Here is an 18842-nt window from a genome sequence, read left to right on the forward strand (position 1 = left end):
CGCAGAAGCCGCGGCTCCCGACGCCGTCGTGCTGGTCTCCCGCGCAGGAGCCCACGGCGCCATCGCCGAGCTGAACAACGCCGGGGTTGCCGGGAAGAAGCTCATTCTCAGCGACGGGGCGGTCAGCCAGTACGGTTCAGGGCTGGGCTCCAGTGCCCTCGACGGTACGCGCGGGATCCTTCCGGGGACCTTTGCCTCCGCACACTTCCAGGCCGAACTGGTGTCCGTGGATCCGCAGCTGCAGGACATGACCTTCGCCGCGGAGACCTACGACGCCGTGAACCTCGCCGCCGTCGCGGCCGCCGCCGCGCAGGACGACGCCGGAGCCTCCATTGCGGCCGGCCTGATCGCCGTCTCGGGCGGCAAGGCCCAGGCCTCCGGCGACGCGCCCTCCGGCGAAACCGCGGTGTGCAAGAGCTACCAGGAGTGCCTCGACCTTCTCCGGGCCGGCAAGCGCCCCGACTACGACGGGGAATCCGGGCGGATCGGCTTCGATGCACACGGGGACGTCAGCTCCGCAAACTACGTCGTCTACACCTACGGGGCGGACAACATGGCGACCATGACCGGCAGCGAAACAGCCAGCAGCAGCGGGAGTTAATCGCCCGTAGCGTATTGAGTCGTTCCCGAGCGGCGCCAGCTGGCCGATACCGGCCTTCCGGCACGCCCACTGCTTGCACTCTCCCCGGGGGAGTGCTAATTATTGAGTTAGCACTCCCGCGTATTGACTGCTAAAACGACGCCCGGTTCGCCCGGCCGCGAAGTTGCAGCAGCCGATCCTGGAGCGAAAGAAACACCTGGCTGGGGTGAGATCCCTGGCCCAGCGGCATACAGAGGCCGCCGGGCAAGGATCGTCCGTCGCGGGCACCGCAGCTAAGGTTCATTCTTAACGACTGTCCCGAAAGGACTACTGCCGTTATGGCCAAGATCATTGCATTTGATGAAGAGGCACGCCGCGGTCTTGAGCGGGGCCTGAACATCCTCGCCGACGCCGTCAAAGTCACCCTCGGCCCGCGTGGACGCAACGTCGTCCTCGAAAAGAAGTGGGGCGCCCCCACGATCACCAACGATGGTGTTTCCATCGCCAAGGAGATCGAGCTGGACGATCCTTACGAAAAGATCGGCGCCGAGCTGGTCAAGGAAGTTGCCAAGAAGACGGATGACGTCGCTGGCGACGGAACCACCACCGCCACCGTGCTGGCTCAGGCCCTGGTCAAGGAAGGCCTGCGCAACGTCGCGGCCGGCGCTGATCCCCTGTCCCTCAAGCGCGGCATCGAGAAGGCTGTCGAAGCTGTCACCCGCGAGCTCCTGGCCTCCGCCAAGGAAATCGAAACCAAGGAAGAGATTGCCGCCACCGCGTCCATCTCTGCCGGTGACAACGAGATTGGTGCCCTGATTGCCGAGGCCCTGGATAAGGTCGGCAAGGAAGGCGTCATCACCGTCGAGGAGTCGAACACGTTCGGCCTCGAGCTGGAGCTCACCGAAGGCATGCGCTTCGACAAGGGCTACATCTCCGCCTACTTCGTCACGGACGCTGAGCGCCAGGAAACGGTCCTTGAGGATCCGTACATCCTGATCGTCAACTCCAAGATCTCCAACGTCAAGGAACTGGTTGCTGTCCTCGAAAAGGTCATGCAGTCCTCCAAGCCGCTGCTGATCATTGCCGAAGACATCGAGGGCGAGGCCCTGGCCACCCTGATCGTCAACAAGATCCGTGGCACCTTCAAGTCCGTCGCCGTCAAGGCTCCGGGCTTCGGCGACCGCCGCAAGGCGCAGCTGGCCGACATCGCCATCCTCACCGGTGGCCAGGTCATCTCCGAGGAAGTCGGCCTCAAGCTTGAGACCGCTGGCCTCGAACTCCTGGGCCGCGCCCGCAAGGTCGTTGTGACCAAGGACGAGACCACCATCGTCGAAGGTGCAGGCGACGCTGACCAGATCGCTGGCCGCGTTTCCCAGATCCGTGCCGAGATCGAGAACTCCGATTCGGATTACGACCGCGAGAAGCTCCAGGAGCGCCTGGCCAAGCTGGCCGGCGGCGTTGCAGTCATCAAGGCCGGTGCCGCAACCGAAGTTGAGCTCAAGGAACGCAAGCACCGCATTGAGGACGCTGTCCGCAACGCGAAGGCTGCTGTTGAAGAGGGCATCGTCGCCGGCGGTGGCGTCGCCCTGATCCAGGCCGGTGCCAAGGCATTCGCCAACCTGAACCTGACAGGTGACGAGGCAACCGGTGCGAACATCGTCCGCGTTGCCATCGACGCCCCGCTGAAGCAGATCGCCTTCAACGCCGGCCTCGAGCCCGGCGTTGTGGTCGACAAGGTCCGCGGCCTGCCCGCAGGCCACGGCCTGAACGCAGCCACCGGCGAGTACGTCGACCTGCTGGCTGCCGGTATCAACGACCCGGTCAAGGTCACCCGCTCTGCCCTGCAGAACGCGGCTTCCATTGCCGGCCTGTTCCTCACCACCGAGGCCGTCGTGGCCGACAAGCCGGAGAAGAACTCCCCGGCCATGGGCGGCGGCGACGACATGGGCGGCATGGGAGGCATGGGCGGTTTCTAACCACCCGGCTTCCGGGGCACATCAGCCCTGAACGTCCAGTTCAACGACGGCGGTCCCTCCTTCGGGTGGGGCCGCCGTCGGCGTTAATCCAGCCTCACCGCCGGCGGGGACATCGATGGCGGCAACGGTCTGGCAGGATGGTGCAGTGACAATTACAGCAGCAGCCGACGGTTCGGCTTTAGGAAATCCCGGCCCGGCCGGATGGGCCTGGTACGTGGACGACGACTGCTGGCGGGCCGGCGGATGGCCGCACGGCACCAACAACATGGGCGAGCTTATGGCCGTGCTGGACCTCTTCCGGTCCACCGCCCACCTGCCGGGTGAGGATCTGCACATCCTCTGCGACAGCCAGTACGTCATCAACTCCGTCACCAAATGGATGCCGGGCTGGAAGCGCAAGGGCTGGCGCAAGTCTGACGGCAAGCCCGTGATGAACGTCGAGCTGCTCAAAGAAATCGACCAGGCGCTGGTCGGCCGCAAGTACAGATTCGAATGGGTGCGCGGCCACGCCGGGCATGACCTCAACGAGGCAGCGGATGACCGCGCCAGGNGCCGCCACGGCCTACCAGCAGGGCGTCGCCGTGCGCCAGGGTCCCGGGTTCGGAGCCGGGGCCCCGGCCCCGGCAGCACCTGCGGCCGCGCCGGCCGGTCAGCAGCAGCTGTTCGCCGAGCCTTCACTCTTCGACGAGCCGGACCTCTTCAGCGAGTTCGACGAGGACACCACGCCCGCCCCGGGCACCGACGCGAGCCCGGAAGCCATCGTCGAGGCGCTCGAGCGTGAACTCCTCCGGCCGGAAACGCGTGCCGACATCGGCCGTACCGGTGTGCTGCTGCACCCGGATTTCACCGAAATCGGCAGCTCGGGCCGGATGTGGACCCGGGACGCCGTGATGATGTCCCTGGAGGAGCAGCCCGGTGGCCCCGCAGAGTTGGAGGTGCTCGGCGCCGACAGGCTGGGGGAGCAGACCGTGCTCCTGACCTACCGCAGCCACTCCCGGTCGGGAACTGCCCTGCGCAGCTCCCTGTGGGTCCACGACGGCGCGCAATGGCGGCTCCGCTTCCACCAGGGCACCCCCGAAGCCTGAGCCCTTCTCCGGCGGACGGGCGGCCGTTCAGCTGAAACGCTGGGTGTTGTTCAGTTCGGCCTGGGCGTAGCTCGCCGCTGCGGAGTTCAGCGCCAGGTTGATCGACGCCAGGGACGCCTCGACTTTGCCCTGGGTCAGGGTCCACTCGGCCACCAGGGCGTGGAAGCTGGTGGCCGCCGAGCCGTGCCACGTGGCCTGCAGATCGTCGAGCCCGCGTTTCATGGCCTGCACGTCGGCGCTGATCCGGTCGACAGTGGCCTTCACGGTTGCCGACTTGAGCTGCAGGAGTTCGGTGTCGACGGAGATGATGCTCATGGATGGCCTCTCTAGGGTGGCTGATCCGGACTTTCCGGTCACTGCGAGCCTAGGCAGGCCGCCGTGCCCCGGCGAGCCGGCGGTCGCGGTATGTGGAAAAGGCCGCAGGGATCGCGGACAGGCTAGTTCGCGGAAACGTCACCGGAACCGGCACCGGAGGACGCGCCCGCGCTGGTGCCTGCAGCGGCACCCGGATCGTCCGTGGCCTCCTCCAGGTACGGCAGGCTGACCACCAGCGTGGCCCCGCCGCCGTTGGTCTTCGAGACCCTGACGGTGCCCGAATGCGAGCCGACGATGGCCGCGACGATCGCCAGTCCCAGCCCGCTGCCGCCGGTCTCCCGGGTGCGGGAGGTGTCTGCGCGGTAGAACCGCTCGAAGATCCGCGCGGCTTCCTCGTCCGGGACACCGGGGCCGTGGTCGCGGACCTCGATGACGGACTGGCGGGTGCCGTCGGCGCCGGCCCGGACGCCGACGGCCAGTTCGATCGGCGTGCCCTCGGGGGTGTAGCGCAGGGCGTTGCCCACGAGATTGCCCACGACTTGCCGCAGCTTGGCCTCGTCGCCGAGGACCGGCGCCGGCCCGGGCGGACCGCCGTCGAGCCCGGCCAGTGAAATGACCCGGCCGCGGTCACTCGCCTGGGTGTCCACCACGGCGTCGTTGGCCACCAGCAGCAGATCGGCCGGCTTCTGCTGCAGCGGCCGCTGCTCATCGATCCTGGCCAGCAGCAACAGGTCCTCGACCATGGTTCCCATCCGCTTGGCTTCGCTTTCGATCCGCCCCATGGCGGTGGCCACGTCCTCCGGGGTGGACAGGGCGCCGTGCCGGTACAGCTCGGAGAAGCCGCGGATCGTCACGAGCGGGGTGCGCAGTTCGTGGGAGGCATCGGCGGCGAAGCGGCGCATCCGCGCCTCGGAGGCCATCCTTGCCGCGAAGGCCGTCTCGATGTGGGCGAGCATGGCATTGAGGGAGCTGCCCAGCCGGCCCACCTCGGTGTTGGGGTTTTCAATTTCGACGCGCCGGGAGAGATCACCGGCGGCAATGGCCGCGGCGGTCTTCTCGACCCGGGCGAGCGGCCGGAAGGACCGGGAGATGCTCCAGGTGGCGATGAAGAACGCCAGGACAAGGGTCAGCAGCCCGACGCCGACCACCACCAGGACCGCATGTTCCATCACGGAATCGACCGGCCACAGGGGTAGCCCGATCACCACCACGGAGCTGCGCTCGTTGCTGTCGACGACGTTGAGCGCGACCACCCGCCAGTTGTGTCCGTCCGTGCCGCGGACCTGGAACGGCGTCTGCTCGCGTTCCGCGGCGTCCGCGGCGCTGATGCCGGCGATGTCCGGGTGGACTTCCTTGTTGCCGCCGAACGGCAGCGGCGGCTGTCCCGGCGCGAAGAGCATCAGCGAGTAGTCGGTGGGGATGCTCTGGTTCTGGTCCTGCAACTGGCTGAAGGACTGCTGCTGCCGCACCGAGGCCACGGCGGCCCGGAGCTTGTCGTCGACCTGCCCCTGCAGATAGCTGTGCAGCAGGGTCAGGGTCCCGGCGCCGGTGGCGGCGAGGGCCACGAGCATCAGTGCGGTCATGATCGCGACAAGCTGCGACCTCAGCGACGCCGACTTCCAACGGTGGAGCAACAAGGTCAGCGCTTCTCGGCCGTCCGCAGCACGTAGCCCACGCCCCGTTTGGTCTGGATGAGGGCCGGGGCGTCGGGATCGATATCCACCTTGCGGCGCAGGTAGGAGATGTAGGACTCCACGATCGAGGCGTCTCCGTTGAAGTCGTATTCCCAGACGTGGTCCAGGATCTGGGCCTTGGACAGCACTCGGTTGGGATTCAGCATGAGGTAGCGCAGGAGCTTGAATTCGGTCGGGGACAGCTCGATGACAGTGCCGCCGCGGCGGACCTCGTGGGCGTCGTCGTCGAGTTCGAGGTCGTCGACGCGGATGACTGCGTCGTCATCCTGCAGGGGCTGCGTGCGGCGCAGCACGGCGCGGATGCGTGCCACGACCTCGTCGAGGCTGAACGGCTTGGTGACGTAGTCGTCGCCGCCCACGGTCAGGCCCATGACCTTGTCTTCGGTGTCATCCTTGGCGGTCAGGAAGAGGACGGGGAAGTGTTTGCCTGCGGCGCGCAGCCGGCGGGTGACGGTGAAGCCGTCCATGTCGGGCAGCATCACGTCCAGGACGGCCAGATCGGGGGAGTGGAGATCCGCCGCCGCCAGGGCTTCCCGCCCGTTGGACGCCGAGACGACTTCAAAGCCGGCAAAACGCAGCGAGGTGGACAGCAGCTCGCGGATGTTCGGTTCATCGTCGACGACGAGCAGCTTGGCTTCTGGTCCGGTCTTTTTCATGGTTCCCATGATGCTCCCAGAATCTGGGAGTTTTCTGAATGCCGGATGTGTGTTGAATGGGCGCGCGCTAGCTTGCGGTCCCGACGTCCTTGGCGTCCATGATCCGGTAGGCGTAGCCCTGCTCGGCCAGGAAACGCTGGCGCTTTGCCGCGAACTCCTGGTCCAGGGTGTCCCGGGCCACGAGGGAGTAGAAGCGTGCGGCGCGGCCATCCTTCTTGGGGCGGAGCAGCCGGCCCAGGCGCTGGGCTTCTTCCTGCCGGGAGCCGAAGGATCCGGACACCTGGATCGCGACCGAAGCCTCCGGCAGGTCGATGGAGAAGTTGGCCACCTTGGACACCACGAGAGTCTGCACGTCGCCGGCGCGGAAGGCATCAAAGAGCTTCTGGCGTTCCTTGACGGACGTGTCGCCCTTGATCACCGGCGCCCGCAGGCGTTCGCCGATTTCGTCGAGCTGGTCGATGTACTGGCCGATCACGAGCAACTGCTCGCCGGCATGCTCGGCCACGAGCTGCTCCACCACCAGGGTCTTGGACTCGGACGTGGCGCAGAGCCGGTACTTGTCCGCGTCCTCGGCCATCGCATAGGCCACACGTTCGTCGCGGGGCAGGTCGATCCGGACCTCAACGCAGTCGGCCGGCGCGATGTAGCCCTGCGCCTCGATGTCCTTCCACGGCGCATCGTAGCGTTTGGGCCCGATCAGGCTGAAGACTTCGCCCTCCCGGCCGTCCTCGCGGATCAGCGTGGCGGTGAGGCCGAGCCTGCGGCGCGCCTGCAGGTCCGCGGTCATCCGGAAGATCGGGGCGGGCAGGAGATGGACCTCGTCGTAGATGATCAGCCCCCAGTCGTTGCCGTCCACCAGCTCCAGGTGGGGGTAGAGGCCGCCCCGCTTGGTGGTCAGGACCTGGTACGTGGCGATGGTGACGGGACGGACTTCCTTGACGGAGCCGGAGTACTCGCCGATCTCCTCCTCGGTGAGGGACGTCCGCTTGAGCAGCTCGTCCTTCCACTGCCGGGCGGACACCGTGTTGGTGACCAGGATCAGGGTGGTGGTGGAGCTGGTGGCCATCGCAGCGGCACCCACGAGCGTTTTGCCGGCTCCGCAGGGGAGCACGACGACGCCGCTGCCGCCGGCCCAGAAATTCTCCATCGCCAGCTGCTGGTAGGGGCGGAGCTTCCAGCCGGTCTCGTTGAGCATGATGGGGTGCGGCGTGCCGTCGACGTAGCCGGCCAGGTCCTCGGCCGGCCAGCCGATCTTGAGCAGCAGCTGCTTGAGCTGCCCGCGCTGGGAGGAGTGCACCACTACGGTCTCACCGTCGATCCTCGGGCCCAGCAGCGGGGCGATCTTCTTGGCGCGGCTGACCTCCTCCAGCACCGGATAGTCGGAGGTGCGCATAACAAGGCCGTGCTGGGGGTCCTTTTCGAGCCGCAGCCGGCCGTACCGGGACATGGTCTCTTCGACGTCGATGAGCAGGGAATGCGGAACGGGGAACCGGGAATACTTCAGGAGCGTGTCCAGCACCTTCTCGGCGTCCAGGCCGGCCGCCCGGGCATTCCAGAGGCCCAGCGGTGTGAGCCGGTAGCTGTGGATGTGCTCGGGGGCGCGTTCCAGCTCGGCGAACGCTGCGATGGCGTGGCGTGCTTCGGTGGCAAGTTCGTGGTCCACTTCGAGCAGGATGGTCTTGTCACTCTGGACGATCAGCGGTCCATCGTTCACTGGAGCAATTCCTCTGCGGCTTCTACGTCAATAATCCGGTGGATGGACAATACGCGTTCGGTTTCCTTCGCCGGATCGAATACCCGCACCCGTCCGCCGTTCACAGCTACCGGAACAACCGTTTCACGCACGGCATTCCCCATGCTGTCGACGATGTTCATCACCACGCGCTGTTTGAGCCGGATCGCTTTCTGCAGGGTTTCCAGCCCGAGCTGGGTTGCTTCCTCGCTGCCGGGGGCCGCGGCGGGATGACCGGCGGTGCCGCCCTCGGCAGTCCGTTCGTTGCGCAGGACCGCCAGCTGGGCGTCGACGTCGGCCTCCGGCGGCGCGGTGCGCGGGGCGCTGTAGACCGGCCGGACACTTCCGGGCAGGGCAGTGGTGCGGCGCAGCCGGATGCTCCCGGCCCCGGATTCTTCCACCGCGGGGGACAGCCCAAGGCTCCGGAGCAGCTGTGCTGTTTCCCGCGGAGCGGCGTGCGAGACCAGCACCGTGGGTGCGATCCGGACCAAACCCAGTCCGGAGGCGCCGGGAGTGTTGAGCAGTTCGAGGAGGGCCGTCTCGTCGTCGCTTTGGATGAAGCTCGCGGCGGACCCCACCCGCAGCCTGGCGTGACGGGCGGCGGTGTCCTCGATGAGGTACTTCAGCGGCTGCGGGATGGCCGTGGCCGAGTGCAGGCCCAGGAAGTCCAGCATGCCCTGGGCGTCCTGGCCCGAGTCGAGCGCGCGCCGGACCGAGGAGGCCGAGAAACGGTAGATCGTGGCGGGCCCCTGGCCCTCGGCGTCGGCCATGGTGAGGAGCTTTTCGGTAAGGTCCGGTGCGAGGTAGCCCGGCGCCACCGCCGTGAGGTCGGCCTGCAGCAGGACGTGGTTCAGGGCTGCCGGCAGGTGTTCGCCCAGGATTCCCATCGCCTCGTCGGGCTGTTCGGCGGCGATGGCCGCCCCGATCTGGCTCAGCGCACCCGAGCCGATGAGTCCCAGCAGTTCCGCTTCGGCCAGGACCCCCCGGATCAGCGAGCTGAAGCGCCGGGCCATCCGGGGCTGGGCCCAGTCGGCGCGCTCCAGCACTGCGGCGGCGTCCAGCACCGGGGCCTGCCCGTCCGGCGCGGCGGCCTCCCCGGTCAGTTCAGCCAGGATTTCCAGGATCCGTTTCCGGACCACGGGGGCGTCCGGACGCTGGGCTTCGGCCGAGAGCGCATTGATGGTGTTGCCGGCCAGGCCGCGGTGGAGGGCCGGGACCGCGGCCTGGCCGTTGACGGGCTGTCCCACGAGGGAGGGCGCCCGCTCGCTGGCGAGCCAGGCATTGACCAGCCAGAGCCACTGTTCCTGCCGCGGAAGCGTCAGCCACTCAAGCTGTGCGGGCTGGACCCAGGCGGAACTGTCCACGTCCAGCCGGATCAGGCCTGCCAGGGCGCACAATTCCGCGAGCACGCCGGCGTCGTGCATTTCGATCCGCAGCGCGTCCGCCAGGCGCTTGAGTTCCCGGACGCCCACACCGCCGCTGCGCAGGGTGACGAGGGGTTGTTCCCGGACGATGTGGAGCAGTTCGCCCACCAGCCGCAGGGTCTCGGCGATCGCGCCCAGGGCGGCGTTGCGGCGCAGTGCGGCGGACGTGGATCCCAGCCGCGGTGCCGGGGGAGTCAGCGCAAACGTCTCGATGACGAAGCCGCCGCGCAGGGAGATCCCGACGCTGTGCGGAAGCTCCACGTGGGCGGCGTCCAGCGGCACCAGCAGCCCGCGGGCGAGGAGCCAGTCCACCGGCCCGACGTCGGCTGCCTCGTGCAGCACGGACGCGCGCCGTTGCGCCTGGGGAACGGCGCCCATGGCCCAGTTCCCGAACCGTGCGAGCAGCGCCGTGGTGCGGTCGGGGGCGGTCTCCAGGATCTGTCGGAGGGATTCCGGCGTGGCCGTCCAGTGCTGCAGCGACAGTGCCGCCTCCATGGGGGTGGCCGCGGGGGAGACGGCCGCGCCGTGGTGGTGCAGTTCCCCGACCAGCTGCACGATGCGTTGCGCGAAGGCCGGCTGGAGCCGCACGAGTTCGGTGTAGCTGCGCCCCAGGCCGGCCGGGTAGATCCCGATCACGTCCTTGAGGCTGCCCACGGGCAGGTAGTAGCGCTGCTTCGAACCGGCGGCCGGCGCGGCGCCGTGCGGGGGTTCCGCCCGGTGGACGAGGGCCAGTTCCTGGAGCGAGTGCAGCATCTTTTCAAGTGCGGTTAGCGTGGCGCCATTGATCAGCTTCTTCAGCATCGGGGCGGAGGCGCTGTGCCCGGTGTCCGTATTCGTGCAAAGGTGCAGGGTTTCGAGGACCTGCATCTGCGGGCGGTTGAGCCGTTCCAGGGCGCGCTGGACGCTGACCCGGCCGCTGGCGCGGGCCGCGAGGGCCGCGAAGTCCGGCACGCCGGGGGAAATGAGGTCCGGCCGCGCGGAGAACAAGGCCCGCAACGAGTCATCGCTGCGTGCCTGCAGTTCCTTGCTGAGCGCGCGAATCAGGGACATCAGTGCAACGCTACCTTCCGTCCGGCTCTCGGCTCCGCCGCCGGGCCGCGGCGCCGTCGAGCACAAGCAGGAGCATCAGCAGGAACGCCACCGGAAGCCCGTAGAGGGCGGTGGAGGTGATCCACGCGGGCGGCACGGAATTGTTGAAGGCCATCGCCATCACGACGCCGACGGCCATGAGCGACAGCACGGCCGCAACAGCCGCAACGATCAACAGTGGCCGCCGGAAACGCAGTGGAGTCATGGAGCTAACGCTAACAGTCCGGCTTGTCCCGCGCCCCAAACGGCCAAAGTGGACTGGGCAGGATAACCTTGAGGGAACAGACCAACACGGTCCGGGCAGTCATACCCTGAACCTGCATATCCATGCGGATGCGGTGACCGCCGGCCGTGTCACCAGCAGAACGAAGAAGGTTGATTACGTGCCTACCGGCAAGGTCAAGTGGTATGACAAGGAAAAGGGCTTTGGATTCCTCGCGGGCGAGGACGGCCAGGAAGTCTTCCTGCCGAAGTCCGCGCTGCCCGAGGGTGTAACCGAGCTCAAGGCCGGCACCCGGGTTGAATTCGGCGTGGCCGACGGCCGCAAGGGCGCCCAGGCCCTGGGCCTGCGCGTGCTGGACAAGACGCCGTCCATCGCCAAGGCCAAACGGCCCAGCGCGAAGGATCTTGCCCCGCTGGTGCAGGACCTTGTCTCCGTCCTGGACAACCTGTCCGGAACGCTGTCCGCGGGTAAGTACCCGGAAGGCAACAAGGGCAAGGCGATCGCGGTCGCCCTGCGTAAGGTTGCCGACGAGCTGGACGCGTAGGACCCCGCGATGACTCCGGAAACCAAGAAAACGGGAACCAAAGCCGGCACCACGCCACGCGCGGGGGTTCCCGTCTGGCGCACCGGCAAGCCCGATGCTTTCCTGGCCGCCGCCGTCGACGACGCGCGCGCTGCCCTCGAAGGCATCGCCCCCGCCGAACAGATCGGCCGGCATCTCGCGGCCAAGAGCGAAGGCGACCGCCTGGTCACGCACCTGTTCGAGTCCAAGCTGGCCGGCTACGGCGGCTGGCAGTGGTACGCCGTGCTGACCCGGAACTCCCGGTCAAAGGTTGTGACAGTCGACGAGCTCGGCCTGCTGCCCTCCGAGGACTCGATCCTGGCGCCTGAATGGATCCCGTGGGCCGAGCGTGTCCGTCCGGGCGACGAGCAGGGCGACGAGGAAACCGCCGACGCCGCCAGCGCGGCTCCCCTGGAGGACACAGGCGGACCTGGCGACGCGCCCGAAGACTACGCCGACGATGCGCCGGAGGACGACTCCGACGACGCTGACGGCAACGCCGACGGCGCCGGCGACGAATACGACGCCGACGACGTTGACAACGATGATGCTGACGACGACTCCGAAGCGGCTGCCGGGGACGCTCCGGACGACGGGCTGCCCGCAGCGCAGGCTGACTAGCGGTTGGAACCATCCGGGACGGCGCACAGTGAGGGCTGGACATGATGTCCACCTTCAAGTCCCTGCACATCCTGAACTACCGGATCTGGTTCATCGGGGCGGTCGTCTCCAACATCGGGACCTGGATGCAGCGCACTGCCCAGGACTGGCTGGTCTTTGACCACCTCACCGAGCACGATGCCAGCGCCATGGGCGTCACGATGGCCCTGCAGCTCGGTCCCCAGCTCTTCCTCGCCCCCGTGGCCGGGCTGGTTGCCGACCGCTTCAACCGCAAACAACTGCTTGTCCTGACCCAGTCCGCGATGGCTGTGCTGAGTGCAGGCCTCGGTATCCTCGTGATTTCCGGGGCGGCGCAGCTCTGGCATGTCTACGGTTTCGCGCTGCTGCTGGGCGTCGTGTCCGCCCTCGATGCCCCTGTGCGGCAGACCTTCGTCTCCGAACTGGTCCGCGACGAGTACCTGCCCAACGCGGTGGCCCTCAACAGCGCCTCCTTCAATGTGGCCCGGATGATCGGACCCGCAGTGGCCGGCATCCTCACGGTTGCCGTCGGCCCGGGCTGGGTCTTCCTGATCAACACCCTGACCTTTGTGGCGCTGCTCCTGAGCCTGTGGAGGATCCCCACCTCCTCGCTGCGCCAGCTGCCCCGGGCCGCGGCCGGTAAGGGCCGGATCCGGGAAGGGCTGCGCTACGTCCGGTTCCGGCCGGACATCGTGGTGGTGCTGGTCGCTGTCTTCATTGTGGGGACCCTGGGACTGAACTTCGTGCTGTTTATCGCGGCCATGGTCGGAACGGAATTCGGCCTGGATGCCAGCGCGTTCGGCCTCATGAACTCCATCATGGCTATTGGCTCCGTCGCCGGAGCACTGCTGTCCGCCGGCCGGAAGAAGCCCAGGCTGCGGTTCATCTTCGGAGCGGCCGGAGCCTTCGGTGTGGCCTCCGGCATCGCCGCGCTGGCCCCCAGCTATTTCTGGTTCGGCGTTGCGCTGGTTCCGGTGGGGCTCTTCGCCATCACGATGATGACAAGCGCCAACGGTTACGTGCAGACCACGACGGACCCCGTCATGCGTGGCCGGGTGATGGCGCTCTATATGGCAATCTTTATGGGCGGCACGCCCATCGGGGCGCCGTTCGTAGGGTGGGTCGCCAACGTCGCCGGTCCCCGCTGGTCCCTGAGCGTCGCCGCCGCTTCCGGCCTGATCGCTGCGCTGATCGGGCTGGTGTGGATCGTCCGGGCCCAACAACTGCGGATCCGGTTCGACCGCCGTGCCCGCGGGATCCACCACTTCCGCGTCGTGTCCGCCCACACCGACGGCCCCGGCCCCGACGCCAACGGCGCCGGCCGGGGACCAAACCCCCGGACGACGCCGCCGGACGCTGACTAAACAGCGCGCGTTTTTCGGGAAGCTACTTCTTCAGCTCGCCCACGACGAAGTCGATGCACTCCAGCAGGGCCGACACATCGTCCGGCTCGATCGCCACGAAGGTCGCGATCCGGAGCTGGTTGCGGCCCAGCTTGCGGTACGGCTCGGTGTCCACGATGCCGTTGGCGCGCAGCACCTTGGCGATCGCCGCGGCGTCGATGGAACCGTCGAAGTCGATCGTCGCGATGACGTTGGAGCGGTCCTCAGCCTTCGCCACAAAGGGGGTGGCGTACTCCGAGGCCTCGGCCCAGCGGTAGATCCGTCCGGCCGAATCCGACGTGCGCGCCGAGGCGAAGTCCAGTCCGCCGCTCGCGTTGAGCCACTGCACCTGGGCGTCAAGGGTGACCAGCGTGGCCAGGGCCGGGGTGTTATAGGTCTGGTTCAGCCGTGAGTTGTCAATCGCCGTCTGGAGGTCCAGGAAGTCCGGGATCCAGCGGCCGCCGGCCTTGATCCGGGCCGCACGCTCCAGCGCTGCCGGGGAGAACAGGCCCAGCCACAGGCCGCCGTCGGACGCAAAGTTCTTCTGCGGGGCGAAGTAGTAGACATCCGCTTCGACGACGTCGACGTCCAGCCCGCCCGCAGCCGAGGTGGCGTCAACCAGGATGAGCGACCCTTCATCGGCGCCGGCCACACGCCGGACCGGAGCGGCGACGCCGGTGGACGTCTCGTTCTGGGGCCAGGCGTAAACGTCGACGCCGGCCTCGGCCTGGGCCACCGGCCGGGTGCCCGGCTCGGACTTGATGATGGAGGAATCCGCAAGGAACGGTGCCTTGTTGGTGGCGGCAGCGAACTTCGAGCCAAACTCGCCAAAGGACAAGTGCTGCGCCTTGTTTTCCACCAGGCCGAAGCTGGCGATGTCCCAGAATGCGGTTGATCCGCCGACGCCCAGGATGACCTCGTAGCCCTCGGGAGCACGGAAGAACTGGCTGAGCCCGTTCCGGACCGACCCCACGAGGTTCTTGACCGGCGCCTGGCGGTGGGATGTTCCCAGCAGATTCGACGCCGCGGCGAGTGCTTCCATCTGTTCCGGGCGGACCTTGGACGGCCCGGCGCCGAACCGGCCGTCCTTTGGAAGGAGGTTCGCGGGGATCGTGATGCTGGTGTCGCTCACAGTGGCTCCAATTTTTCGGCTGGTACAAAGTGTGGCTCGGGAGGTGGCCCGGCAGGGTGGCTGCAGCGGAGCCCGTCGTTTCATTCTGCCTGACTGCCCCGCGGCGGAGGCAAAAAGGACCGTCACAGTCCGGTCATTGAGATTATCCGGAGTAATTCAAATTAGGCTAAGCTGGCCTGCGAACGTACGGCGGTCCCCGCCAGGGCGCCAGCAGCACGCGGTACGGTGGGAATCACGCAAGGACGGCGCTCGAGGAGCTGAGCTGAATGACGGATCTGATCGATACAACCGAGATGTATCTTCGGACCATTCTGGAACTTGAAGAAGAAAACATCGTCGCCCTCCGAGCCCGCATCGCCGAGCGGCTGCGCCACTCCGGCCCCACTGTGTCCCAGACGGTCGGCAGGATGGAACGCGACGGACTGGTGGTTGTTTCCGGCGACCGGCACCTTGAACTGACGGAAACCGGCCGGAAACGCGCCATCGAAGTCATGCGCAAGCACCGTCTTGCCGAACGGCTGCTGGCTGACGTGATCGGGCTCGACTGGGCCTACGTGCACGAGGAAGCCTGCCGCTGGGAGCACGTCATGAGCGAACGGGTGGAGCGGCGGATCTTCGAACTGCTCAACCACCCCACCGTCTCGCCCTACGGCAACCCGATTCCGGGTCTCGCGGAACTGGGCGGTCTGCCGTCCCAGCCCCTCGCGGACGGCGTCGTGAACCTGCTCGAAGCCATGACCGGCTACGGGCCCGACTCCACGGTCAGGGTCAACCGGCTTGCCGAGCCCATCCAGGTGGAACCGGAACTGCTGGTCCAGCTCGATGAGGGCGGCATCCGCCCCGGCGCACTGGTGTCGCTGGAGCGTGTGGGGGAGTACATCTCGGTGCGGGTACCCGATATCGAAGGTGCCCTGGAACTCCCGCCCGAGGTCGCGGCCCACGTCTTTGTTACCGTCGGCTAACCGGAGTTATCCCAGGGCTCATGGGACCACCCATGAGTTGTGCACAGGCCGATAACGGATTTATCTCTGGACGGCTTAATCGCCTATAGTTGATCACTAGTACCGATACCAAAGCGTTATCTGATCCGAAGCCGAGCTCTGCCAGCGGATCAGTCGCCGAGTCACCTTCTGGCAGAGGCGGGGGAACCACTTTTGGCTGTTAAACAGCCTTGGGGTGAAGTCCGTCAGCGGCAAGCACACTCGACCGAGGGACTCCCATGGATGCCCCTGCGCCTGGATGCTTGCTACGGCGGACCGGGTCTTTGATCTCTCTGACCCGAATCCGACAGCTAACTCCGCAGGCTTCTCCAGAGAGGAATCGTTCTTGACCACCCAGACCGCCAGGGGCCGCCGTCGTGCGTCCGGTCCCGCTCCGGAGCCGCGTCCGGCCGCCGCCGTCATGGCAGACCGCCCCCGTGACGCGCACCGTGATGAACGAAGAGGCCGCCGCAGCCCGTTCCGCCAGGTAACGGACTTTGCCGCCGCCAGCGGCGTTGGGCAAAAGGCCGGCATTGCGCTGGCCGCCACGGGTCTGGTCCTCACCGTCACTGTCCCCGCGACCGGCCCCGTGATGGCCACGAACACGGGTTCCCCCTCCGGATCCGTCTCGGCCGCGGTCCAGCCGGACGTCACCGCCGCCGAAGCCAAGATCGACTTCAACCGCACCGCCATCACCACCCAGGGTGACCCGGACGGAAAGCTCAAGCAGTTGCTGAGCGCCCAGTCCGTCGGCTCGATCACCCGGGCAGCCTCCTCGGGCAGCCTCGGCGCGCCCCTGGACCAGATGAAGACCGCGTCGCCCTTCGGCTACCGCGTCAGCCCCATTACCGGCGGCTCCGGGGAATTCCACCGCGGTCAGGACTACTCGGCCCAGTGCGGCACTGCCGTCCACGCTGCCGCAAGCGGCACCGTGACCTTCACAGGATGGCATCCCTACGGTGGAGGAAACCGGGTGGTGATTGACCACGGCAACGGCCTGGAGACCACCTACAACCACTTGTCCTCGTCCAGCGTCAAGGTAGGGCAGCAGGTCTCCCGCGGCGATGCCGTGGCGCTCAGCGGCACCACCGGCGCCTCTACGGGCTGCCACCTCCACTTCGAAGTCATGGTCAACGGCGAAGTCGTTGACCCGACCGGCTGGCTCTAACAAAGCTGATGGAACACTCTCGCATTCTTGTGACACGCCGTGATCCGAATGTGACATTGGGCCCCAACTGTTGTACCGTTTGACCTACGCCAACTTTTCCGAAGTTGGCGCTCTTGAGTGGATTGCCTAGCTCTGCCACCGCTCAAGGTCCGTTCGCATTACATCGTCTGGCAGGGGCGGGGGAACCAATTTTGGTCTTCGCAAGAAGACCTTGGGGTTAAGTCGCAAAGCTTCCCAGGAAGCAGCGCGGCCGGGTGACTCCCATCCGAATCCGACAGCTCACCTCGCAGGCATTGGGAGAGGCTACTTTCGTGTCTTCACGCCACAATGCTGCGCGTCACCGCGCTTGCGCGGCTCTAACGAGCCCGCTGGAATCCAACCTTCGTGCCGCCCTTGCCGGCGCCCGGAATGGATTCCGTACCGCCGTCTCAATCTCTGCTGAGTCCGGCCCGCAGGCCATGCACCTGCATGCAGTTCCCGCTTTTGGCGCGTCTTCGCAGTACACCCTTCGCTAAGTAACCCATTTCGGGGCGATCCGGCGTACCCCCAAGATGCCGGAGCGTCCTCAGCCTGCGCCTGAAAAGCGCGGACCCAGGATCACGAAAGAGAGAACTTAATGACTACTCGTGCAAACGCACGGCACCGCGCCGAGGTCACCAAGACCAACTCGCTGGCCGTCATTGCCAAGGCTGTCGGCGACAACGCCGGTGGCATGGGCCGCCAGGCCGCGGTTATCGCTGCCGCTTCCGGCCTCGTCCTGACCAGCGGTATCGCAGCCAACGCTGCTGAGGCCAACGTCCAGCGCGAATCCACGTCGGCTTCCACGCTCGAAGTCCAGTCGGCCACCCCGGCGACCATCTCGGCAGCTTCCACCATCGCGATCTCCTACGAGAAGCCGGCCGTCACCACCTCCCCGGCTCCGGTCGTCGAGGCCCCGAAGCCCGTCGTGAAGGTCCAGGAGACTTCCACGGCCAACACCGCCAAGACCGTCGGCACCCAGGTCGGCGCCACCGCTGCCCCGGCCGTTGCCAGCGGCATGGGCGCCACGATCGCCGCCGCTGCCTACGCCCAGATCGGCGTCAGCCAGGACTGCACCGCACTCGCCACGAACGCGCTGGCTGCTGCGGGCATCAACTACCACGGCTGGCCGGCAGGTTACCTGTCCCTCGGCCGCACCGTGAGCGCCGCCGAGGCAAAGCCGGGCGACCTCGCGTACTACCAGAACGGCGGCGCCGGCATGGCCCACATCGCTGTCTACGTCGGCAACGGCATGGCCGTTCACGGCGGCTGGAACGGTGGAACCACCTCCCTGCAGAGCGTCAACGTCGGCTCCGGCCCGGTCTTCATCCGCGTCGGCGGCTAAGACAGCAGCTGCAGCAAAACACAGGACCCCTGCCATTCGGTGGGGGTCCTTTGCGTTGCCGGGGCGTGAACTTCAGCCGACACGGGTCGCGGCGGGCAAAAAAGATTCGGCGAATTGGCATGTCCATGTCTACTCTTGTTTTTATCGATCCATAGCCCGACCATGCAGAGGGCAGCCGGCCCTCGTGCCCCTGGCGGGTGCGGCCGTGAAGAGGTATGCGGATGCGCACACTCGTTCTGAATGCTGGATATGAACCGCTGGCGGTTGTGACCTTCCGCCGGGCGCTCGTCCTTGTGCTGACTGGAAAGGCCAGTGTCGTGGCGGAAGGCGACGATCCTGTCGTCGGACCGCAGGATGTCCTGGGCCGGCCGTCGGTGATTCTCCTGAATCGCTACATCAGGCCGCGGTACAACACGATGACGGCGGTGAGCCGCCGGGGAGTGCTCCGACGGGACGGGCACCGCTGCGCGTACTGCGGCAAAGCGGCCCACACCATCGATCATGTCCAGCCCAAATCCAGGGGCGGTGCGGATTCCTGGGAAAACCTCGTCGCTGCCTGCCTGCGATGCAACAACGCCAAAGGCGACCACACCCCAGGGGAGATGGGATGGAAGCTCAGCTTCAGCCCGGCACCTCCCAAGGGCACGACGTGGCAAATCAAGGAGCTGGAGAAGCCGACGCCGGCCTGGGACCCTTTCCTGCTGCCGGAATCCGCGGCCTGACACAGCCCGCCGCTGCCTGAGCTTAATGGCTGACCGTCTGGCCCGGTCCGCGCTAGGCTGGGCCGGTGGAATTCGATGCTGTCATTCTTTCCGGGGGCCGGTCCTCCCGGCTGGGAGGCG

Annotated in this window: 16 protein-coding genes, 1 pseudogene and 2 riboswitches; of the genes and pseudogenes, 10 read left to right on the plus strand and 7 right to left on the minus strand. The window is 67.0% G+C overall.

What is annotated here, in order from left to right:
• Positions 1-28: 28 nt before the first annotated feature.
• The 3 genes and pseudogenes from K789_RS26160 to K789_RS22755 all read left to right on the plus strand — a co-directional run bounded on the left by K789_RS26160 (position 29) and on the right by K789_RS22755 (position 3641).
• Positions 29-601 (plus strand): hypothetical protein, encoded by a 573-nt coding sequence (locus tag K789_RS26160; protein WP_237739567.1) that lies wholly within the window; start codon positions 29-31, stop codon positions 599-601.
• 317 nt (positions 602-918) lie between these two features.
• Positions 919-2556, plus strand: coding sequence for a chaperonin GroEL (groL, locus tag K789_RS0109485; RefSeq protein ID WP_024366553.1), 1638 nt, complete (start codon positions 919-921; stop codon positions 2554-2556).
• Positions 2557-2701: 145 nt separating this feature from the next.
• Positions 2702-3641 (plus strand): annotated as a pseudogene (locus K789_RS22755) (RNase H family protein).
• Positions 3642-3668: 27 nt separating this feature from the next.
• Here K789_RS22755 and K789_RS0109495 read toward each other — a convergent pair.
• From K789_RS0109495 to K789_RS0109520, 6 genes are all read right to left on the minus strand, one after another.
• Positions 3669-3956 (minus strand): WXG100 family type VII secretion target, encoded by a 288-nt coding sequence (locus K789_RS0109495; RefSeq protein WP_024366554.1) that lies wholly within the window; start codon positions 3954-3956, stop codon positions 3669-3671.
• A 122-nt stretch (positions 3957-4078) separates the two neighbouring features.
• Positions 4079-5590, minus strand: coding sequence for a sensor histidine kinase (locus K789_RS0109500; protein ID WP_024366555.1), 1512 nt, complete (start codon positions 5588-5590; stop codon positions 4079-4081).
• A 5-nt stretch (positions 5591-5595) separates the two neighbouring features.
• On the minus strand, positions 5596-6306 hold the full coding sequence (locus tag K789_RS0109505) for a response regulator transcription factor (protein WP_024366556.1): 711 nt from the start codon (positions 6304-6306) through the stop codon (positions 5596-5598).
• Between the two features lie 67 nt (positions 6307-6373).
• Positions 6374-8020, minus strand: a complete 1647-nt coding sequence (locus K789_RS0109510; RefSeq protein ID WP_024366557.1) for a DNA repair helicase XPB — start codon at positions 8018-8020, stop codon at positions 6374-6376.
• On the minus strand, positions 8017-10512 hold the full coding sequence (locus K789_RS0109515; protein ID WP_024366558.1) for a helicase-associated domain-containing protein: 2496 nt from the start codon (positions 10510-10512) through the stop codon (positions 8017-8019). Before K789_RS0109515 ends, K789_RS0109510 begins: the two co-directional genes overlap by 4 nt.
• Before the next feature lie 10 nt (positions 10513-10522).
• Complete coding sequence (locus K789_RS0109520; protein ID WP_024366559.1) at positions 10523-10756, minus strand: hypothetical protein; 234 nt, start codon at positions 10754-10756, stop codon at positions 10523-10525.
• Positions 10757-10934: 178 nt separating this feature from the next.
• Here K789_RS0109520 and K789_RS0109525 point away from each other — a divergent pair, with 178 nt between their 5' ends.
• From K789_RS0109525 to K789_RS0109535, 3 genes are read left to right on the plus strand one after another with little or no spacing between them, the layout of a single operon-like run.
• Positions 10935-11318: a cold-shock protein gene (locus K789_RS0109525; protein ID WP_024366560.1), complete on the plus strand. Its 384-nt coding sequence runs from the start codon at positions 10935-10937 to the stop codon at positions 11316-11318.
• Positions 11319-11327: 9 nt separating this feature from the next.
• Positions 11328-11957 (plus strand): DUF3027 domain-containing protein, encoded by a 630-nt coding sequence (locus tag K789_RS24025; RefSeq protein ID WP_024366561.1) that lies wholly within the window; start codon positions 11328-11330, stop codon positions 11955-11957.
• Positions 11958-12001: 44 nt separating this feature from the next.
• Complete coding sequence (locus tag K789_RS0109535) at positions 12002-13339, plus strand: MFS transporter (protein ID WP_051180981.1); 1338 nt, start codon at positions 12002-12004, stop codon at positions 13337-13339.
• A gap of 22 nt (positions 13340-13361) precedes the next feature.
• Here the strand turns inward: K789_RS0109535 and serC are convergent, their stop codons facing one another.
• Positions 13362-14489: a phosphoserine transaminase gene (gene serC / locus K789_RS0109540; protein ID WP_024366563.1), complete on the minus strand. Its 1128-nt coding sequence runs from the start codon at positions 14487-14489 to the stop codon at positions 13362-13364.
• Between the two features lie 266 nt (positions 14490-14755).
• On the opposite strand from serC, the gene K789_RS0109545 reads away from it, so the two are divergent.
• The 4 genes from K789_RS0109545 to K789_RS0109560 all read left to right on the plus strand — a co-directional run bounded on the left by K789_RS0109545 (position 14756) and on the right by K789_RS0109560 (position 18722).
• Positions 14756-15451: a metal-dependent transcriptional regulator gene (locus K789_RS0109545; RefSeq protein ID WP_024366564.1), complete on the plus strand. Its 696-nt coding sequence runs from the start codon at positions 14756-14758 to the stop codon at positions 15449-15451.
• Positions 15452-15600: 149 nt separating this feature from the next.
• Positions 15601-15811, plus strand: a riboswitch (cyclic di-AMP (ydaO/yuaA leader).
• 4 nt (positions 15812-15815) lie between these two features.
• Positions 15816-16637: a M23 family metallopeptidase gene (locus K789_RS0109550; RefSeq protein ID WP_024366565.1), complete on the plus strand. Its 822-nt coding sequence runs from the start codon at positions 15816-15818 to the stop codon at positions 16635-16637.
• A 123-nt stretch (positions 16638-16760) separates the two neighbouring features.
• Positions 16761-16944: riboswitch (cyclic di-AMP (ydaO/yuaA leader) on the plus strand.
• Positions 16945-17253: 309 nt separating this feature from the next.
• Entirely contained in the window at positions 17254-18000 is a 747-nt protein-coding gene (locus K789_RS0109555; RefSeq protein ID WP_024366566.1) for an NlpC/P60 family protein, read from the plus strand.
• A 221-nt stretch (positions 18001-18221) separates the two neighbouring features.
• Positions 18222-18722 (plus strand): HNH endonuclease, encoded by a 501-nt coding sequence (locus K789_RS0109560; protein ID WP_024366567.1) that lies wholly within the window; start codon positions 18222-18224, stop codon positions 18720-18722.
• Positions 18723-18842: the final 120 nt, after the last annotated feature.

This window comes from Arthrobacter sp. TB 26, assembly GCF_000427315.1.
Taxonomy (GTDB): Bacteria; Actinomycetota; Actinomycetes; order Actinomycetales; family Micrococcaceae; genus Arthrobacter.

What these genes read in the sequence shown, in the direction of transcription:
- groL (WP_024366553.1), top strand. Translation starts at nt 919, where the DNA reads ATGGCCAAGATCATTGCATTTGATGAAGAGGCACGCCGCGGTCTTGAG.
- K789_RS0109495 (WP_024366554.1), bottom strand. Translation starts at nt 3,956, where the DNA reads ATGAGCATCATCTCCGTCGACACCGAACTCCTGCAGCTCAAGTCGGCA.
- K789_RS0109505 (WP_024366556.1), bottom strand. Translation starts at nt 6,306, where the DNA reads ATGAAAAAGACCGGACCAGAAGCCAAGCTGCTCGTCGTCGACGATGAA.
- K789_RS0109515 (WP_024366558.1), bottom strand. Translation starts at nt 10,512, where the DNA reads ATGTCCCTGATTCGCGCGCTCAGCAAGGAACTGCAGGCACGCAGCGAT.
- K789_RS0109520 (WP_024366559.1), bottom strand. Translation starts at nt 10,756, where the DNA reads ATGACTCCACTGCGTTTCCGGCGGCCACTGTTGATCGTTGCGGCTGTT.
- K789_RS24025 (WP_024366561.1), top strand. Translation starts at nt 11,328, where the DNA reads ATGACTCCGGAAACCAAGAAAACGGGAACCAAAGCCGGCACCACGCCA.
- K789_RS0109535 (WP_051180981.1), top strand. Translation starts at nt 12,002, where the DNA reads ATGTCCACCTTCAAGTCCCTGCACATCCTGAACTACCGGATCTGGTTC.
- K789_RS0109545 (WP_024366564.1), top strand. Translation starts at nt 14,756, where the DNA reads ATGACGGATCTGATCGATACAACCGAGATGTATCTTCGGACCATTCTG.
- K789_RS0109555 (WP_024366566.1), top strand. Translation starts at nt 17,254, where the DNA reads ATGACTACTCGTGCAAACGCACGGCACCGCGCCGAGGTCACCAAGACC.
- K789_RS0109560 (WP_024366567.1), top strand. Translation starts at nt 18,222, where the DNA reads ATGCGCACACTCGTTCTGAATGCTGGATATGAACCGCTGGCGGTTGTG.